The 17,390-nt window shown below is 37.0% G+C and carries 15 protein-coding genes; 4 read left to right on the forward strand and 11 right to left on the reverse strand.

Annotated features, from left to right (window positions below):
- Window positions 1–123: 123 nt before the first annotated feature.
- From ACVWYG_RS05590 to ACVWYG_RS05600, 3 genes are all read right to left on the reverse strand, one after another.
- Window positions 124–429 (reverse strand): helix-turn-helix domain-containing protein, encoded by a 306-nt coding sequence (locus ACVWYG_RS05590; protein WP_457269174.1) that lies wholly within the window; start codon window positions 427–429, stop codon window positions 124–126.
- On the reverse strand, window positions 413–763 hold the full coding sequence (locus tag ACVWYG_RS05595; RefSeq protein WP_457269175.1) for a type II toxin-antitoxin system RelE/ParE family toxin: 351 nt from the start codon (window positions 761–763) through the stop codon (window positions 413–415). The genes ACVWYG_RS05590 and ACVWYG_RS05595 overlap by 17 nt, the downstream gene beginning before the upstream one ends.
- Before the next feature lie 154 nt (window positions 764–917).
- A complete protein-coding gene (locus tag ACVWYG_RS05600; RefSeq protein ID WP_457269176.1) occupies window positions 918–2,342 on the reverse strand; it encodes a tyrosine-type recombinase/integrase in 1,425 nt (474 codons plus the stop codon).
- 1,110 nt (window positions 2,343–3,452) lie between these two features.
- On the opposite strand from ACVWYG_RS05600, the gene ACVWYG_RS05605 reads away from it, so the two are divergent.
- The gene (locus ACVWYG_RS05605) at window positions 3,453–4,073 is read left to right on the forward strand and encodes a hypothetical protein (RefSeq protein ID WP_457269177.1); all 621 of its coding nucleotides are present in this window, start codon (window positions 3,453–3,455) and stop codon (window positions 4,071–4,073) included.
- A gap of 150 nt (window positions 4,074–4,223) precedes the next feature.
- Here ACVWYG_RS05605 and ACVWYG_RS05610 read toward each other — a convergent pair whose 3' ends face one another.
- The 3 genes from ACVWYG_RS05610 to ACVWYG_RS05620 all read right to left on the reverse strand — a co-directional run bounded on the left by ACVWYG_RS05610 (window position 4,224) and on the right by ACVWYG_RS05620 (window position 5,744).
- A complete protein-coding gene (locus tag ACVWYG_RS05610; RefSeq protein ID WP_457269178.1) occupies window positions 4,224–4,709 on the reverse strand; it encodes a hypothetical protein in 486 nt (161 codons plus the stop codon).
- 13 nt (window positions 4,710–4,722) lie between these two features.
- Complete coding sequence (locus ACVWYG_RS05615; RefSeq protein WP_457269179.1) at window positions 4,723–5,064, reverse strand: EthD domain-containing protein; 342 nt, start codon at window positions 5,062–5,064, stop codon at window positions 4,723–4,725.
- 71 nt (window positions 5,065–5,135) lie between these two features.
- Window positions 5,136–5,744: a Crp/Fnr family transcriptional regulator gene (locus ACVWYG_RS05620; RefSeq protein WP_457269180.1), complete on the reverse strand. Its 609-nt coding sequence runs from the start codon at window positions 5,742–5,744 to the stop codon at window positions 5,136–5,138.
- Window positions 5,745–6,673: 929 nt separating this feature from the next.
- Between ACVWYG_RS05620 and ACVWYG_RS05625 the strand changes: the two genes are divergently transcribed.
- Window positions 6,674–7,078: a hypothetical protein gene (locus tag ACVWYG_RS05625; protein WP_457269181.1), complete on the forward strand. Its 405-nt coding sequence runs from the start codon at window positions 6,674–6,676 to the stop codon at window positions 7,076–7,078.
- A 132-nt stretch (window positions 7,079–7,210) separates the two neighbouring features.
- On the opposite strand, the gene ACVWYG_RS05630 is transcribed toward ACVWYG_RS05625, so the two are convergent.
- Window positions 7,211–7,915, reverse strand: a complete 705-nt coding sequence (locus ACVWYG_RS05630) for a hypothetical protein (protein WP_457269182.1) — start codon at window positions 7,913–7,915, stop codon at window positions 7,211–7,213.
- A 323-nt stretch (window positions 7,916–8,238) separates the two neighbouring features.
- On the opposite strand from ACVWYG_RS05630, the gene ACVWYG_RS05635 reads away from it, so the two are divergent.
- The gene (locus ACVWYG_RS05635; protein WP_457269183.1) at window positions 8,239–10,476 is read left to right on the forward strand and encodes a S41 family peptidase; all 2,238 of its coding nucleotides are present in this window, start codon (window positions 8,239–8,241) and stop codon (window positions 10,474–10,476) included.
- A 1,030-nt stretch (window positions 10,477–11,506) separates the two neighbouring features.
- Here ACVWYG_RS05635 and ACVWYG_RS05640 read toward each other — a convergent pair.
- The 4 genes from ACVWYG_RS05640 to ACVWYG_RS05655 form a co-directional block, all read right to left on the reverse strand.
- Entirely contained in the window at window positions 11,507–11,749 is a 243-nt protein-coding gene (locus tag ACVWYG_RS05640) for a hypothetical protein (RefSeq protein WP_457269184.1), read from the reverse strand.
- 363 nt (window positions 11,750–12,112) lie between these two features.
- Window positions 12,113–12,619, reverse strand: a complete 507-nt coding sequence (locus ACVWYG_RS05645) for a DUF4142 domain-containing protein (RefSeq protein ID WP_457269185.1) — start codon at window positions 12,617–12,619, stop codon at window positions 12,113–12,115.
- Between the two features lie 10 nt (window positions 12,620–12,629).
- A complete protein-coding gene (locus ACVWYG_RS05650; protein ID WP_457269187.1) occupies window positions 12,630–13,427 on the reverse strand; it encodes an SDR family oxidoreductase in 798 nt (265 codons plus the stop codon).
- Between the two features lie 6 nt (window positions 13,428–13,433).
- Complete coding sequence (locus ACVWYG_RS05655; protein ID WP_457269188.1) at window positions 13,434–13,637, reverse strand: hypothetical protein; 204 nt, start codon at window positions 13,635–13,637, stop codon at window positions 13,434–13,436.
- Between the two features lie 600 nt (window positions 13,638–14,237).
- Between ACVWYG_RS05655 and ACVWYG_RS05660 the strand changes: the two genes are divergently transcribed.
- Window positions 14,238–17,390 (forward strand): SusC/RagA family TonB-linked outer membrane protein, encoded by a 3,153-nt coding sequence (locus ACVWYG_RS05660; RefSeq protein ID WP_457269189.1) that lies wholly within the window; start codon window positions 14,238–14,240, stop codon window positions 17,388–17,390.

The raw sequence follows: 17,390 nt of genomic DNA on the forward strand, positions 1-17,390 counted from the left end.
CGGTGTTTGAGTAGCATTAATTTAGACACTTTATGGCATCTTATTGGAATAAAATTAATAAATTAGAACTGTAAACTGCTTTACATAGGAATTTGCTGTTACAGGTAGTGCTGTTTGCCATTTTTAAATACTAACGCTAAGTCTAAGGTGTCCGCCCAAACCTTCACGAACAATTCTCATCAAAGTCGAAAGTCGGATGTCGCTTGCGTTGTTTTCAATTCTGGAAATGTAGGTCTTTGTAGTTCCACATTTTTCGGCTAACTGTTCCTGTGTCAAACCTTGTTCTTTACGAAGTCCTTGAATCATAACACCTAATTTAAAAGCTTCAAAACCTTCTTCATAAGCTTCTCTGGTGTTTGTTCCTACGTTTCCATATTGTTCGTCCAAATGGTCGGTAAAGGAAGTCAGATTATTATTTTTCTTTTTCATCGAAATATTGTTTTTTAAGTTTTTCTGCAAGTTCAAGTTCGTTTTTTGGAGTCTTTTGAGTTTTCTTCTGAAACCCGTTCAAGAGAATTATCAATTTCCCTTTGTCGAAGAATGAAAAAACCCTAAAAATGTCAGAGCCAACTTCTACACGAATTTCAAAGATTCCTGATGAACCCGTCATATGGTCAAAATATTTCTTCGGAACTCGGTCGATAGTAGAAATGAGCTGTAAAGTCCAGTTCATTTTCTTCTTAACTTCTGGTTTCAGTGTTTCGAAGAAGTCGAGATAGTAGTTCTTGTAATAAAATATTTCCCGTATGAATTTTTCTTGCACAGAACAAAGTTAGCTAATTAGATAACAAATTACAAGTGTCGGAATACTTTAATTAAGCACTTCGGTCGTTCTTAGCATTACCTGTAACTAGTAAATATGCGCTATGCTATAGCGTATATTTTTCATTTAAGTTAACCAAATCTATCATAAGATTTTAAATATTTAAACTATCTAGGGGACTTTTTATCAAACTTATTTGCTTTGTACTTACATAGGTATAAATCTCAGTTGTTTTCGTACTGCTGTGGCCCAACAATTGTTGAATATATCTGATGTCTGTTCCGGCTTCCAATAGGTGCGTCGCAAATGAATGCCTAAGCCAATGTAGCGTTGGCTTCTGTTTCAAACCTGCCTTTTTACAAGCATTTCCAAGTACCTGCCGGAGCGAACTGACCGAATATTTATCGCCATACTGGCCCTCAAAAAGATAGCTGGTAGGCTTATAGGCTATGTAATAGGTTTTTAGCTGAGCCAAAAGCTTTGCTGATAACATGACTATGCGGTCTTTTCCTCCCTTGGCTTTGCAGATAGAAACGAGCATACGCTTACTGTCTATATCTTCGATTTTCAGGTTGATGAGTTCGCCTGCCCGTAGTCCACATCCATAAATAAGACTTAGCATCGTTTTATGCTTTACGTTTTCACAACTCCTTATAATTGACGCAATAATCGTGGCGTCTAACACTTTAGGTAACACCCTTTCTTTCTGTGGCCTGATAATCTGATTTTTATAAGAACTGAATCCCAAGATATGCCTGTAATAATAGATCACCGCATTTATCAATGCATGAGAGGTGCTTGTCCCAAAATTATTCTGCATCCCTAAACGAACAACAAGTGCGTTCACCTCCTCGGCACTAAGCAGATCTATCTCTTTTTTTAGGCTATAACAATAGCATTTAAAATTGAAGAAAGAGACATAATAATTCTGGATGGTATTCAAACTGTAATTGTTAGCTTTAAGATGTATAAGGTATGCATCCTGAACTGAAACTTCTGTAGCATAGCTTTGACTCCAGATAACAGCGTAGAGGTAAAGGCTGCTAATTTTTACATGTTGGTGAAAAGATATAAATATTATTCCTTTAACGGTCTGCAATAATGTTAACAGATGCTTTTCTTTGTAGGGGATTAAAAAGACCGAAAGTTTTCTGTTGTACTTTACAAAGTCAAGCTTTTCCAGTATCGCTTTGCACACATTAATCTGTTCGGTGGCCAATAAATAATAGTTCACATCTTCAATAATCGCCGTTTTAACTAAAATTTTTAGCTTCTTATAATCGTACTTTGGGATTTCAAAATGGGTGGCGCTGGATTTAGAATCTTGTTGCGCTTTTCTTATAAATTCTGTATGCAGTTGGCTTCTGTTGATGATAAGTTTCCCTTTTGCAGCGGCAATAATAGTTTCCAAAATATTCTCTGTTGCATCGGTATAGAGTATTTTACCATTCGCATCATAATGAAAGAAAGAAAATTTCAGGAGCCATTTGAATAAAAGGGGGTTTCTAGAAAAAGTATATCGATATACCTTTTTACCCTGAAATTCGATTTCTGATATGTTTATTGATAGCGCCATCATAGATAAAGTTTAAGCTAAAGTAAAAAGTTAAAAAATGTTAGTCGGACTTATCCGTTTATAAACGATTATATCCGTTTATAAACGGATATGTTGCTAGCTAATTGGGCATAAAAGCTTAAATAAATTGGAGACATGCTATCTCTAAGTATGCCCGACGCTGAATGGATTAAAATTGCCTTATAAAGAAACATTAATGCAGAAAAGAAATTTACACAGCTATTTGTATGCTCATAAAACGGTGCTTTTACAGACAAATGCCTTTTGCTTTATTTTCAAAAAATCTTAGTTAAATAATCGTGGGAGCAATCTATCAATGCATTTCTTGCAAGAAAGTTTATTATTCGACTTTCATTGGAGTTATTGGATTGATAGTAATAGAATATCGATGAAGGGTATTTAGGATAATATGTTTCAAGTTGGAACGGTTGGGAAATACTGTAATTTCACTTCTATCTTCGCAGGATTAATCATTGAAATTAAAAAGAATTCTTTTAGCGTTTTTTTGTAATAATGTAAAGAAACTACATAATGTCTTGAGCCTCATCTTCATTTACATCAAATCCTTTTTTAGGCAGCAATTCAAGCGCTTTCTAGTCCAGAATTCTTTTAGTAGACAATTTCAAGCATTCGGTTGCCGTTTATTTTTACACCATCTTTGGAATTATCCCATTGCAAAGTCGTTGGCAGACAGCTTATGTCCTTCGCCCATTTTGCCAGCTAGGTACACAATCCAATAAGCTTCAGCTGAAAGAACGGAAATTTACCAACCTCGTTAGCCATTTGAACTGAATAGATAATGATATCTTAATTATAACTCACCCTTAATGTGGACGGATTTGTGGGTTTATCACAGGCAGGGAAACCCTCTTCCGATACACATTTTTTCTCATGATCCACTCATTTGTTGCTAACGTTCTTGTAAAAGGTGCAAATTTCCGTCAACCTCGTTTTTGTAAAAATCCGCTCCAATTCACTCAGGTTTTCTTTAGACTCCAGTTTACGTGGTTGCGTAATCTGCCGTCATCTGGCTCAATTTTTGAATAGTCGTTCGCAAGCGCAAGTTTTTGTATGTAAATCATAAATTTCCTGCCCTAATTAAAACCGATAATTATGAAAAAATTTAGAAAAGTTATTCCTACGGTTTTAATATCAATTATGTTTAGCGCCTGTTCAAACGGCGATGTTAAGAGTGTAACCCAACATTTATCAAGTAAAGACCGTGTCGAAACAGTGAAAGACGAGAAGACTGAAATAAATCAGGAGTTATTATTATTGCCGGGGGTGGCTGCGGGCAAGGTTAAATTGGGGCAAGATGCGAAAGAAGTCTATGCGCTACTCGGCAAAGCCGATGCTGGCGACGCAGCTATGCAAAAATCCGTTTCAATCTGGTATAAAAACCACGATCCAGAATCATTTGCAATAGCTATTTATACGGTGCGCGACACAGCAGATAATCCTGCTGCGAGGATTCAGCAAGTTCGGGTGTCTTCCCCTGAGTTTAAAACTGAGGAAGGTATAGGAGCTTCTTCCTCATTAGAAAAAATAAAACAGAAATATAGTGTTACAAAGCTTACAGATGATAGTGATGGAGATGAAGTATTAGTAATTTACGATAGCATGGCAGGAATCGCATTCGAAACATATAATGGAATTTGCAAAGCGGTGATCATTCATAGGGCTAATGAAAGTTTAAAGTCAACCTCACTGCCATTACATCAGAAAAATTTATAATCAAGGTTTTGCTTATTGCAGGTGATTTAGAATATTGCAAATTGAAAGGTCTTACCTGAAAAATAGCTCAAGAACTCAGCTCACCTGGAATGGTGGCAATAGCCTTTTGGAATTGGACTTTTATTTTTTTAACCTTAATGAAATGTGCGATTAATCCTTGAATTTTGTTTCGATATGTTTGGCGAATAGGGGGCCTTCCTCATCTATATGTTTTTGAAGGAAATAATTGCCTGCCACTAACATAGAAGCAATTTTAAGTAATCTACTTGGATAAATGACACCTATTTCACATTTAAACAGGGTGCTTTTCTCAGTTTGTTCTTGGATTTTCATTTTCCATCGTACCGATACATTTACCTTTACCAGATGAAATAGATAAGCTTCTGATTTTGCTGAATAAAGGGATAAATGTTGTCTGCCTGTTTCTTGGATCTTGTAATGCTGTATGAGCAGGTTACCACCAATGCTTTCTATATTGATCATACTTTCTACCCCATCAATTTTGGTTATCCCAATTGCCTTGTGGGCTTTAGAGAAACTCTTATAATCGTTTTCCGTAAGCTCCATAAGCCATTGACGAAGATCTATTTGGGCAAGTGGTAGATTGACTATGCCTTCAAAAATAAAATTTTCCATGAAGATGATTGGATTAGAAGACCTGATATTCCCTGGTTATTAAAAAACCACATTCTTGCATGGCTATAAATTTCTCTTCGTCTGGCCTTACCAATCGAAGGTACTCTTCATCGCCGAAAACCTTTGCAATCGAAGCTTCGTCATTGAACCATAATTCGGTTATTCCGTGATAGTACATTTCTGGGAATCCGGGAATGATGGCCGATACTGGGTGGGATTGAACATATTTTACCACATTTTCTTTAACCGCATTTAGAGATGTAAATAGCTTTGCATGTTTTGTTTGATGATAGTTTACAAACTCATCCTGGGTCATACCTGGGTGTTTGCGTAAGAAGATTGAAAATTTTACCATTTTGTTTTATATGATTTATGGCTCAAAATTATCTCTTATGCATTTGCGATGCATTGACTTGAGTCAAGAAATCAGCACTTGACCAACCTTTTCCGGATCCGACTTAGTGTTTCGGGCTTCATGCCCAAATAGGACGCAATATGTAACTGGGGCACCTTGTCCATAATGTCATGGTAAAGTGCAAGCATGTGTTTGTAACGCGCTTCTGGTTGCATAAACAGCAGCATCTCGACCCTTTGATTGAGTTGTAGGTAAACTTGTTCTGCAATCAATCTGCCGAAAAGATTCCATTGATTTGATAATCGATAAACTTCTTGAACGGTCTCATAAGAAATGGTAATGACTTCCACGTTTTGTACAGCCTCCCAATAGAAACGGGAAGGTTTTTGAGTGAGGAAACTTTGGAAATCAACAAAGAAATTCCCTTGATCGGTAAACCTATAGTTGATTTCGTTTCCTTTATCATCGAGATAGTACATCCGCACAAACCCTTTGTTTAAGAAGAATATCTTATTGCAAACCTCATTTTCACGAAGCAGAAGTTCTCCTTTTTTAGACGTCTGTAAATACAAATTTTTTCTAATCAAGTCAAAATCTTCTTGTAGCAAACCTGGCAAAATATCTACACAAGCAATTTTAAAGTTGCTTAAAATTACATTATCTAGAATTGTTGATTTCATTTAGTAAAAATAAGTATTCCTTATAAGTTTAGGTGGTAGGACATTTTAAATTTTACAAGATGAAAATCGATTTTTCTCAATTTAAGCCATTATAATGTTTAATCTTTTCAGAATTGCTTATGCTTTAGAACGGAATGGGGTGGTCAGCTTCACCGAAATCTCCACTTTATTCATCGCATCTATCTACATATTTAGATGCTGATCTTGGGTGCACCCCTGCATATCCGACGTTCGTAAAACCCATATATGTATACATACGAAGCATAATTTTATGGGACGTATTTTGAAGACACGAAAAGGAGTAAATTTTTAACTTATCTGACTAGAATTTAGATTCTCAATGTACTAGGGTTATTTGACACATTATTCTTGTTTTTAATTGGGATTAATGAAACCAATTTTCCAGCGGCTATAGGTTACCCTTTTAATAATTCCTAGTCGAACATTTCATAAAAATCTCTAATTTAGGTGATTAGTAACCTGTTGGATATCAAATATGATTCCAACTTAACAACATTATTTTCTACAGCTTTTAATTAAGATTAGTCTACTGATCCCAATGAAATAATTTTTAAAACTATAAATATTGTTTACGATTTTAGTTACCCTGACATGGCGCGAATTTTTAAATTTCGGAATTGGATTTCATTGCCATGATCTTGCAAAAGGATGGGGGTAGGAGTTTCACACCGAAACCTGTGCTTTGTCTGAATTTACTTTTGGCAATTGCAGCTAATAAGATTGGGCTTTCAAGGTAATAACTGAGGATCATTCTACTTTTAAGCCAATGCTCGATATGATTTTCTTTCACAATGATAGTAGATTGATTAAATGTGCCGGCCGGATTTAATATTTTGGAATTGTTTGGAGGAAAAAAGTGAATAAAGTGAGATTGTGGAGCTAATTGGCCCATTTTGAATTACATCTTGATGCCTTTCGTCATCGACCAGTTGACATTCAAAGCCAATAGGGTTTGTACCGTTGTCACCTCGAAACATCAAAAAACCAGGGCTTTGCTGACGTTCCTGAAAAAGGTAAGAAATTTCCCCATTGCCACTGGGCTAAATATTCCATTCAAAAATAAAATCAAAGTTGGTGAACATTTCATCGGTTACCAGATCGCCGCCGCCACCGCCTGGTCTACCATTTCATTTATGATCTTCGAGACAGCCGTCCTTTATAGACCATCCGCTATATGGTTATTTGGCTTGATAGAAGCTGTGCCAGCAAGCGAACGTTTTTCCATTAAAAAGCAGTTTCCATCCTACTTCTTTTTCAGGAGCTGTCAGTGCGTTTACATCCTGGACTTGCCCAGAAAACACTTTAAAAGTTAGAGGAGTAAGCGTTAGTATTTTCCGAATAGTCCCAGGTTTTTCTGTGTTAATTTGTTAGGGCTGATGCAACGATTACGAGTTTAAGCTCAGCTTTATGATTTGGATAGGGCTTTAAGGACTAAAGTCGTACCTTTATCTAAAATAATATTTCGTCCATTTATTTCCATAGATTTCGTACCATTGACCTTTTCTGTAATAATAAGTGTCTTTGTATAGCGAAATTACTGGTAAAGAACCGTTAACAAAAAATGTGTCTTTCGCTTGAGAAACATTGGCATAGTCTTTAATCAATATGTCTTTCGATATCGTTTTATAATTACTGAGAAAAATTTTTCGGCTCTTATCAAATCGCAATGGAAAGTACTTGTCCACATTTTCTTCTAAAATCTTTAAAATGCTCCGATCGCCATGAGTATGGACAATCATCTTAAAATTGTCTTGACTATTTCCTAATAGCTTTAATTGAGACTGATAAACATAATGTTTTGAAGTATCAATTAATGCACCCACATAAGATTCTAGAAATAGAGAAATAATAATTTTTTGGTTGCTAACACATAAGACTATAGTGTTTCTATAGTCTAATCCTGTGCCTCCTCGTAAATTATATTCAATCTGCAGAAAGTTTTTGCCTAAATTTTTTACATTTCCGGTCCCCGTACAATCCGAAAAATGCAAAGTATCACCAGCATAAGATACATTTAAGACTTTGGTGAACGGTTTTTGGCTCAGGTTAATTCCCACTAACTTACCTTCAAAAGAAGTTATTTTGTAGGTTTGTGAGTAACCTAAATTAGATCCAAAAAACAAAAGGAAGAAGCTAACTAGCTTATTCATTGCAAGATAGATTAAAAAAAGGATTTGTGTAAAAAAATCAAGAATAAACGGTAGAAAGTTGTGATTGTTACTTGTAAAGATACTTTAATTTGTCGCTTAAATCTTGTTTTAATCCGAACAATAAGATTTACATTTCGGAATTTTTTTCTCAAAAAGGTGGAAGAGCAATAACTAAAACTCAGCTATCTCAGAAAGATAGGAATTATAAGAAGGTTGTTTTCAAGCTAAGAAACTGTTAAATTTATTCTGTTAACTATTTGAGAGAGCAATACAGTTTGAGGGATAATGAATATAGCCTGTATATTTGAAAATTATTGCTAAGCATGAAAGCTATTATACCGGGTTTCCTTTTTTTTCTAACCGTAATGTTCGGCCTGAATGAAGTCCAAGATTACAACAGCGGATTTGAATCTGTGGATCAGACCAGCTCACTTCCTACCGGATGGTCGTTCCAGGCCCCAAATTACAGGAATATTAAATTAGATTCGGTTACCAAACATGAAGGAAAATATAGCTTGTCGATCGAGAATTCGATTGATTTTAATACCCCGCAAGAAGTCGGGAACTATTTTAACATAGAGGAAGTTGTTACTTCGATCAAGGATGGCGATTCGATTGAATTGAGGGGGTTTATGAAAATGGACGAAGTTCGAGGTGGGTATGCTGCAATATGGTTAAGAGTTGACGGAGTCGATGAACTCGGCGAATTAGTTGACAAAAAATATGATGGCACACATGATTGGGAAGAGTATAGTGTCAAACTACCCTACACTAAGAAAATTAGGGAGATAGCTTATGGAGGGATTCTAGATGGAGTTGGCAAAGTCTGGTTCGATAATTTCCAAATTTACAAGGATGGCAAACCCCTAAATAGCCTAAAGCGAATTCCGCCAAAGAAGGCACAGGTGGATACTTCCTATCGGACTGGCTCCAGAATAAAGGACATCACGATAAATGCCAGTAACATAACCAATCTAGCTATAGTTGGACAGGTTTGGGGTTTTTTAAAGTATCACCACCCATATGTTAAAAGCGGGGACGTAAACTGGGACGCCGAGTTATTTAAAATCTTAGCTAAGACACTTAAATGCAGGGATGTTAGCGAACTAAGCGATTCTTTAGAGGTTTACCTAAACTCCCTTCCAAAGGTAAAAGCGTGTGGTGATTGTATAATCCCATCGCTCTCAAATGTGTTATTGTCTCCAGATTATGGAGATTTGTTTACAGGAAAAATAATAACAAAAAGCTTAACCAACAAACTCTGGTATATCCAGAAACACAAATCCAGTAAACAAAATTATTGGGTTAAAAAAGAGCCAAGCCTTGCTTACCCCCTTTTTGTTAATGAAAAAAGTTACGATGAGATGGTATTTCCCGATACAGGGTATAGGTTACTTTCATTGTTTCGATATTGGTCAATAATAAATTACTATTCACCCTACAGAAACATTACAGAATACGACTGGAACCAAGTGCTCAAGAATTTTATACCGCAATTTTTAGCTGCCAAGAATGCCAAGGAATATACCCTTTCAACATTAAGGCTGATAGCGACAATTAAAGATACGCATGCAAACATCTCGAATTATAATCCCAGCTTAGAATCAATCAAGGGTAAATATCGCGTCCCCTTTCGTGCCGATTTTGTAGAAAATCATTTGGTCGTGAGCGGATTTCGTAGCGATACCTTAAATATTCGGGACAAGGTTAAAATAGGAGATATTATTGTATCGATCAACGGCATTAGCATTAAAAAACTTGTGACAAGATATTTGCCCATAACGTCTGCCTCCAATTATGAGACACAATTAAGAGATCTGCCTTGGAACTATCTGATGAGAAGTAATGACGACGAATTGCAATTTGTCCTTAAAAGAAACAGCAGGATGATCAAGTTAAATATCCAAACGCTAAAGGGTAAATCTAATTACGTAGATCCAGAGTATAAGGATACAGAGGCTTATTATTTGATAGGCCATAAAATTGGCTATGTCAACGCGGGTAAATATCAGAATTCGGAGTTACCGGAAATGAAAAAGATGTTTGCAAAAACGAAGGGTATAATTGTAGACCTAAGAGAATATCCGTCTGACTTTATGTTTTTCACTTTTGGAAATTACATTAAATCATCCAAAAGTTTATTTGTAAAGTTGTCTACTGTAGATTATTTAAATCCAGGCACTTTCGTCGTCACTGATTCAGCATACAACGGATCTAATAAGGTAGGCGATTTATATAATGGGAAGGTAGTTGTAATTGTCAACTCTGACACGCAGAGCCAGGGTGAATTCACCACAATGGCACTCCAGAGTTCAGCAAATGTCCAGGTTATTGGAAGCCAGACCGCAGGTGCAGATGGAGATGTTACCACTATTGTTCTTCCAGGAGGTATTTTAACTATGATATCCGGTAGAGGTACATATTATCCAGATAATTCGCCGACTCAAGGGATCGGAGTGAAAATCGATGTTGTCGTAAAACCAACAATACACGGGATAATTAACAAAAAAGACGAACTACTGGAGAAAGCTGTAACCATTTTGAATTCGCCGGTTAGATGATTTTCTTGAATTTCGTTAGCACTTATGATTGGCGACGGATGTATGCTTTCCCTGGTCAGAATTTACTTTAAAACCTGAGAAATACCACATTTTCGACGTGTCCAAAAAACGACAGACAAAACTGAAACTATACCTCCTTTTTTTCTACCTCTGGTTTGTTTCTTGCGAGCTTAATTTCGAGTTTTCACATAGATAGAAATAACAGTAGAATCAAGACAAAAATTATTCCGACTATAATATAAACGCTATCAGAACTTAATTTATCGGCCATCCCAATGGCGGAGCTTACAACATGTACCGAGCTTGCGTTTTGTGATTTAATTTGGTGAATTCTGCAACCTTTGCGAGAGACAATACGCATTGGATGTGTTTGCGCGAAAAATGATCAAGTCGCTTTGAATCTAATGGCGGTAAAGCGTTTACCATTAGATTTTTTCTAAATCTCAGATCGCCTCGGTATTCGATAGCTTTTTAATGAAAACACCGTCTAAATCTAGCATCATAACCCTGGGAATTCTTTAATTAATTTGATCGGCTATACTGATTTGGAAAGCATTCCCCACAAGCACCGTGCAATGGAAAACATTTTCATAATGAGAAAGTCAGACAGCATTGTATGCATGACTAAAAAAATTAAGGAAATGGTGGAAGAGAATTCAACAAGGTGCTACCACAATTTAAGTTTGACAACAAACAAATTTTCCATCGGCCATGTCTTGGAGATGTAACCAGACACCAAGGCACCAACAAAGCCCTGAGCATGCTAAAGTATCAAAATAAATAAAAGTAATTTTTTTATCGTATGGTACAAAGTTATGCAAATAGGTTACTATAGGATTCACCGGGGGCCGTAATTGCTCTTTTGTTGAAAATTTAGATGAAGTTTCTTCTAACGATACCCTTCAACATCATGACCCAGTGCCATAACCTCCACATGAAAGACGTTATTTCGATTGAAGTAATAGACACTACTATAAATATTTAAAAAGATCAAAAAGCGCATTTTTTAGTAAATTCAATGAATTGAAGGTCAGGATATCGATAACGACTGTTGCAGGCAAATTTTATCAATTTGGTTACCAATTGCAGTCAGAAGGTCGTTATCCAAGCTATCTTCATTCCTCTGAAGCCAGCTGTTTCCAATTTTGATAAGCACAGCACTCTTACCTCCGAGGAAAACAATTTTCCATACTTTCATATTCTTGAAAGTTTCTGAGATGATTTCAAAGGCCATCTTGATTCCATTTGAAGTTAATATAAGTTGATAGCGCATATTCGGTATCTTTAATGTGGATGCTTTTTTAAACGCTGTTTTAGGTTGATGATTATGTGTAAATTGTAACTAATTTGTGAGGGTTTAAAAAAAAGACTGCGCTAACAGCTCTGTTCATTTAAGGAAGTTTCAAAGCAAATACATGGTACTATTGGCGGCCTATTCTTCTCCAAGTTGGTTATGTATGTGATTCCTGTGCGAATTACACAAAAGACATAAAAATAAAAGGCACCCAATAAATCCCACGTCGAACCAATGCATGCAAAGGCAACTTGGACATTAGACCCAATTATTGAGTTACATTTAATCAAGGCAGTCAAAAAATAATGCTAATTCTAAACAACAACTATGCATTGGTTACGCCTAATTGTCGAATTGCTTTTCAAGCCTTGTAATTTCGCCAAGATGAGATTTTAATGTTGGAAGCATCTGCTGCGCGAAGTTGCGAACGGCAGCATCTTTACCTGTTGTCGCGTATTTCTGAAAGGTGGCAACTGCATTTCGGTGGGTATTTACCAATCTATGAATATATCTTTTGTCGAAATTATCGCCTGCATTCTTTAACGTCAGATCTGGCCTGATTCCTCCGATTGAAGCATCGGGTAAGCTGATCCCAATCGTTTTCGAAAGTTGAAGCAGTTCGTATTCCGCTTTTTCATGATCTGTAGCCATCAGCTTGCCGAAGGTTCGAACAGCAGTATTTTTGGATAGCTGACTTGCTAATTGTCCAGCACTTATTTCTTGAAGATTGCCTATACTAGCTACAATCAAAAAATGTTTGGCAGTAGTATCAGGATCTGGCTGTGGAATTTGGGCCTTTGCGACAAAGCTGACTACCGCAAAAACAGTTATAAGAATTGCATTTTTCATTTCGTTAGATTTAAGGTTGGCCGGAACCACCAGATGATCCATATACTTGTCCGTTTGCAAAACTTGCATCGGATGCAGCGAGTTGTACATATATAGAAGCAAGCTCTGCCGGTTGACCAGGCCTTCCTAGCGGTGTCCAGCTGCCAAACATTTGTTGCTTCTCTGGTTGTGCACCTCCACTTATCTGCAATGCAGTCCACACAGGGCCCGGGGCCACGCCGTTCACTCGGATACCTTTTGGACCCAGCTGTTTGGCCAGCGATTTGACATAATTCATTGTCGCTGCCTTAGTCTGAGCGTACGCATATAGATCTGGCGACGGATCATAAGCTTGTTCTGAAGTTGTGCCTATAATGCAAGATCCGGGAGGAAGGTGTGGCAAAGCCTCTTTAATGATCCAGAAAGGCGCGTATATATTTGTTTTCATGGTAGCATCAAACTCCTCGTCCGTTACATCCAAAATTGAGTTCATAGACTGTTGCCTACCGGCATTGCTTACTATGATATCCAAACCTCCAAGTTCAATCAGCGCAGTCTGCACAAGTTTTTTGCAAAAAGCACGATCTCTGAGATCCCCAGGAATGGCTACCGCTTTACGCCCTTCTTTTTTGATCAGAACGATTACTTCCCGTGCGTCAGCTTCCTCGCTAGGGTAATAATTGATCGCTACATCCGCACCTTCACGGGCATAGGCAATCGCAGCTGCCCTGCCCATTCCAGAATCTCCTCCGGTAATCAACGCCTTCCGGCCCATAAGTCTTCCAGAACCTTTATAGCTATTTTCACCGCAGTCAGGAACAGGGTTCATTTTGCTCTAGAGCCCGGGCCATTGTTGCGGCTGGCTAACAAAAGGTGGCTTTGGATACAATGTAGTAGGATCGCTAATTTTGACTGCATCACCTGTAATTTTAGTGGAATTTGCTGCGCCACAAATGATTGGAGCAACGGCAACTGCTGCCAAAGTGGTTCCGAGTCCGGCAACTACCTGCCGTCTGGTTATTTTATTATTATTTTCCATAATTTATCTACGATACTTAGGTTCTTTTGACTTATTTAAGCTATATTTTTGACTGACGTGGTTTTCGGGTAGATGTGCCACCAGTACGCTCAAAATTTGTTCTTTCCATTTTGCTACTGCCTAGCTTCAAGGAATCATTGGAGTTGTTTGCCTCCGAAAACCGCAAAGGCTATTACCAGTAAATTGGTCTTCGTAAGTTGATGAATAGAATAATCATTTTCATATTTGACACAATAACATATTTGCTCTAAACAGGTTTTTACGCCTCATACGCTTTTTTAGAAAGATTAATACGTCAATAATTTTCTATTGTATGTTATCTTTCCCGTAACAGCTTCTCTTATTCCCCAAAACGATTCCCGTTAATTTATAATATTTTCATCGAATGCTGTTTCTAAATATCGTCGTTTCAAATTCGCAATTGATACCTGTGAAACTGCTCGTTTTTCGTGGCACTTTGCAATTAGGATATCCTACTTAGAAGTTAGCGTTCAAAATAAAAATCTATGCCAAAATAACACAATGATTTGAGCGAATACCTTTATTTTTCCAGTTTTTGGAGCGGTAGTTTTACAATTGATTTAAACCAACCACTGCTTTATGAAAAAGTATATAACATCCTTTTGTATCGCCTTATTTTTACTAACCCTGGAGATTTCTGTAAATGCTCAACAAAGACAAACAACGGGAACTGTCTCAAATCAAGAGGGAGACAACATTCCTTCTGCAACAGTAACAATTAAGGAGACAAAACAAACAACCACTACCGACAATCAAGGAAAATTTTCTATCAAAGTGTCATCTGGTCAACATTTAGAGATAAGCTCCATTGGGTATTTGCCTGCTTCTATCGTGATTGGAGATTCTAATGATTTGAAAGTTACCTTACAATCTAGTAGTAAAGACCTCAACGAAGTTGTAGTAACTGCCTTAGGCATAAAGAGAGAGAAAAGGTCTCTGGGCTATGCTGTTCAAGAAATTAAAGGCGATCAAGTAAATGAAGCTAAAGATCCAAACCTTGTTAATTCTCTTTCGGGAAAAATTTCGGGTATTCAGGTAACAAGCGGAGGTAGTTCTGTTGGTTCATCTGCACGAATTACCATTCGAGGTAATGCATCATTAGGAAATAACACACCTTTATTTGTTGTAGATGGCACACCGATTAACAATTCGGCGGCCAGTTTAGATGGACAGGGTGGATTAGATTATGGTAACGTAACTTCTGATATTGACGCCAACAACATTGCTTCTGTAACTGTTTTGAAAGGTTCTGCGGCAGCAGCGCTTTACGGTAGTAGAGCTGCAAATGGTGTAATTTTAATCACTACAAAAAAAGGAAATGCTGGAGCTAAGAACTTCGGCGTAGATGTAAGCAGTTCTTTTATGTCTAATAAACCTACTTATTTTATAAAAACTCAAAATCTATATGGAGGTGGAAATAGGGGAAGTGAGTATGATTGGAAACAACTTCATCCAGAGCTTTCTTATCAAGACTATGCAAAGCAATATTCTTATAATTGGGTAGATGGTAATGGTGGAGGTGTAAATGATGCCAATCCAGTAAGTTATGGGCCCAGAATGGATGCAGGTTTATTGTTAGATCAATGGTCAACTGGGTCAAACAGCCCATGGATTTCGAGACCAAATAGTATCGCTGATTTCTATCAAAATGGAAACAACCTAGAACAGAATGTGTCCGTGTATTCAAAAGGAGAAAAAGCTTTTGGAAGATTGGGTTTTACAAGATCGGATAATAAAGGTTTAGAATACAATACCGGTCAAAACCAAAATACGTTGAGCGGAAGCATTACTTTAACTCCTTCGTCAAAATTCTCTATCGAAACTAATGTTAATTATTTAACAAAAGACCTTGATGTTTCTCAAAATGGATATGATGGATCAATGCAATATCTTCAATGGTATCAACGAGATATTGATATTCCATACATGCGCCAACAATTTGATAAACAGGGAAATGTAGGAAACATTTCTCCTTTTCTAGACAATATGTATTACAAGTTAACCAATACAAATAAGTTAAGTAGAAATAGGTTTTATGGCAACACAACAGCCAAATATCAGATTAACGATTGGTTAAATATTCTTGCAAGAGGAGGTACAGATTTTTATAATGAGTACCGAAAAGGAATCACGCAGGCAGGAAGTGCAAATAACGTTGCAAAAAGTAGAGGTGGTCAGTTTAACCAAAGCCAAATGTTTAATCTTGAAACGAATGCTGATTTAATTTTGAATTTTGATAAGCAAATCAAGGACTTCAGAATTTCTGGTCTTGTTGGCGGAAATTATCGAGACCTGCAATACAAGAGTATGTCTTTAAGTGCCCCAGATTTAACAGTGGCTGATGTGTTCAACATTTCTAACGTTAAAGGTACACCTGGAGTAGGCAATTACGACTCACAAAAAAGGACGGAGAGCGTTTACGCTTCGGCAGATTTTTCTTATAAAAACTATATATTTTTAGGCGTGACTGCTCGTAATGATTGGAGTTCAACTTTACCAGAAGATAAAAGATCTTACTTCTATCCTTCAGTTAATTTAGGTTTCATTTTTACCGATGCTTTTAAATTGCAATCTGATATACTAACTTATGGAAAAATACGGGCTAGTTTTGCAAATGTAGGTGGTGATACAGATCCTTATCGTCTTCAAAATACCTATAGTGGAAGTAGTTTTGGTGGTGTGTCCTTGTTCAATCAGGGCCGTACATTACCTCCCTCAAATTTAAAACCAGAAGAAACAAGGTCTTTTGAGATTGGTACCAACTTGGCCTTTCTTAAAAATAGAATTAATTTAGATTTTTCTTATTACAGCCAAAAAACAGTTAATCAAATCTTATCAGTTCCAGTTTCATCGCCTACAGGTTATAGTTCGGCATTGTTAAATGCGGGAGAAATTACCAACAACGGTGTTGAGTTACAGATTAATGCCGGTGTTGTAAAAAACACCTCTGGTTTTTCTTACGATGTAACCTTGAACTTTGCTAAAAATAAGAATACCGTAAATAAGCTTTATGGTAAATTAGAATCTTATATTATTGGCACTGGCCCGGGTGGAATTCAAACAATTGCAGTTCCGGGTAAAGCTTGGGGCACTTTATACGGTTTAGGTTTTGTTAGAGATGCTGATAATAACATTGTGATAGATGGTAATGGCGTTCCCGTGACTTCTACAAGTGTTAAAGAACTTGGAAACGTAACTCCGAAGTGGACCGGTGGCTTACAAAACACCATCAGCTACAAAAAAGTACAATTGAGTTTCTTGGTTGATGCAAGATGGGGTAGCGATTTCTTTAGCACTACACTATGGCATGGGTATGGAAATGGAAGTGGTCCTGCTACTGTTGCTAATAATGTGAGAGAAACGGGCTTAATTGTTCCAGGTGTATTGGCAGATGGTACGCCAAATGCCAAACGAGTTTCCGCTCAAGATTATTATGGTGGAGATTGGTTATGGAATAATTTAGAATTCCCAATTGTAGATGGTTCGTTTGTTAAATTAAGAGAGGTTTCTCTTTCTTATCCATTTAACGTTACTAAAATTAAAGGAATTCAATCATTGAGGCTTACTTTATTGGCTCGTAATGTCGCCATGTTATACAGATCTAAACTGGCAAGGGTAAATGGAATTGATCCAGAAACTGGTTTTGGAGGTGGCAATAATGGTGTTGGATTTGAAGATTTCCAGTTACCGGGCACCAGAAGCTTCGGACTTAAATTAAATGTAAGTTTCTAA

It is taken from the genome of Pedobacter sp. UYEF25, assembly GCF_054061655.1.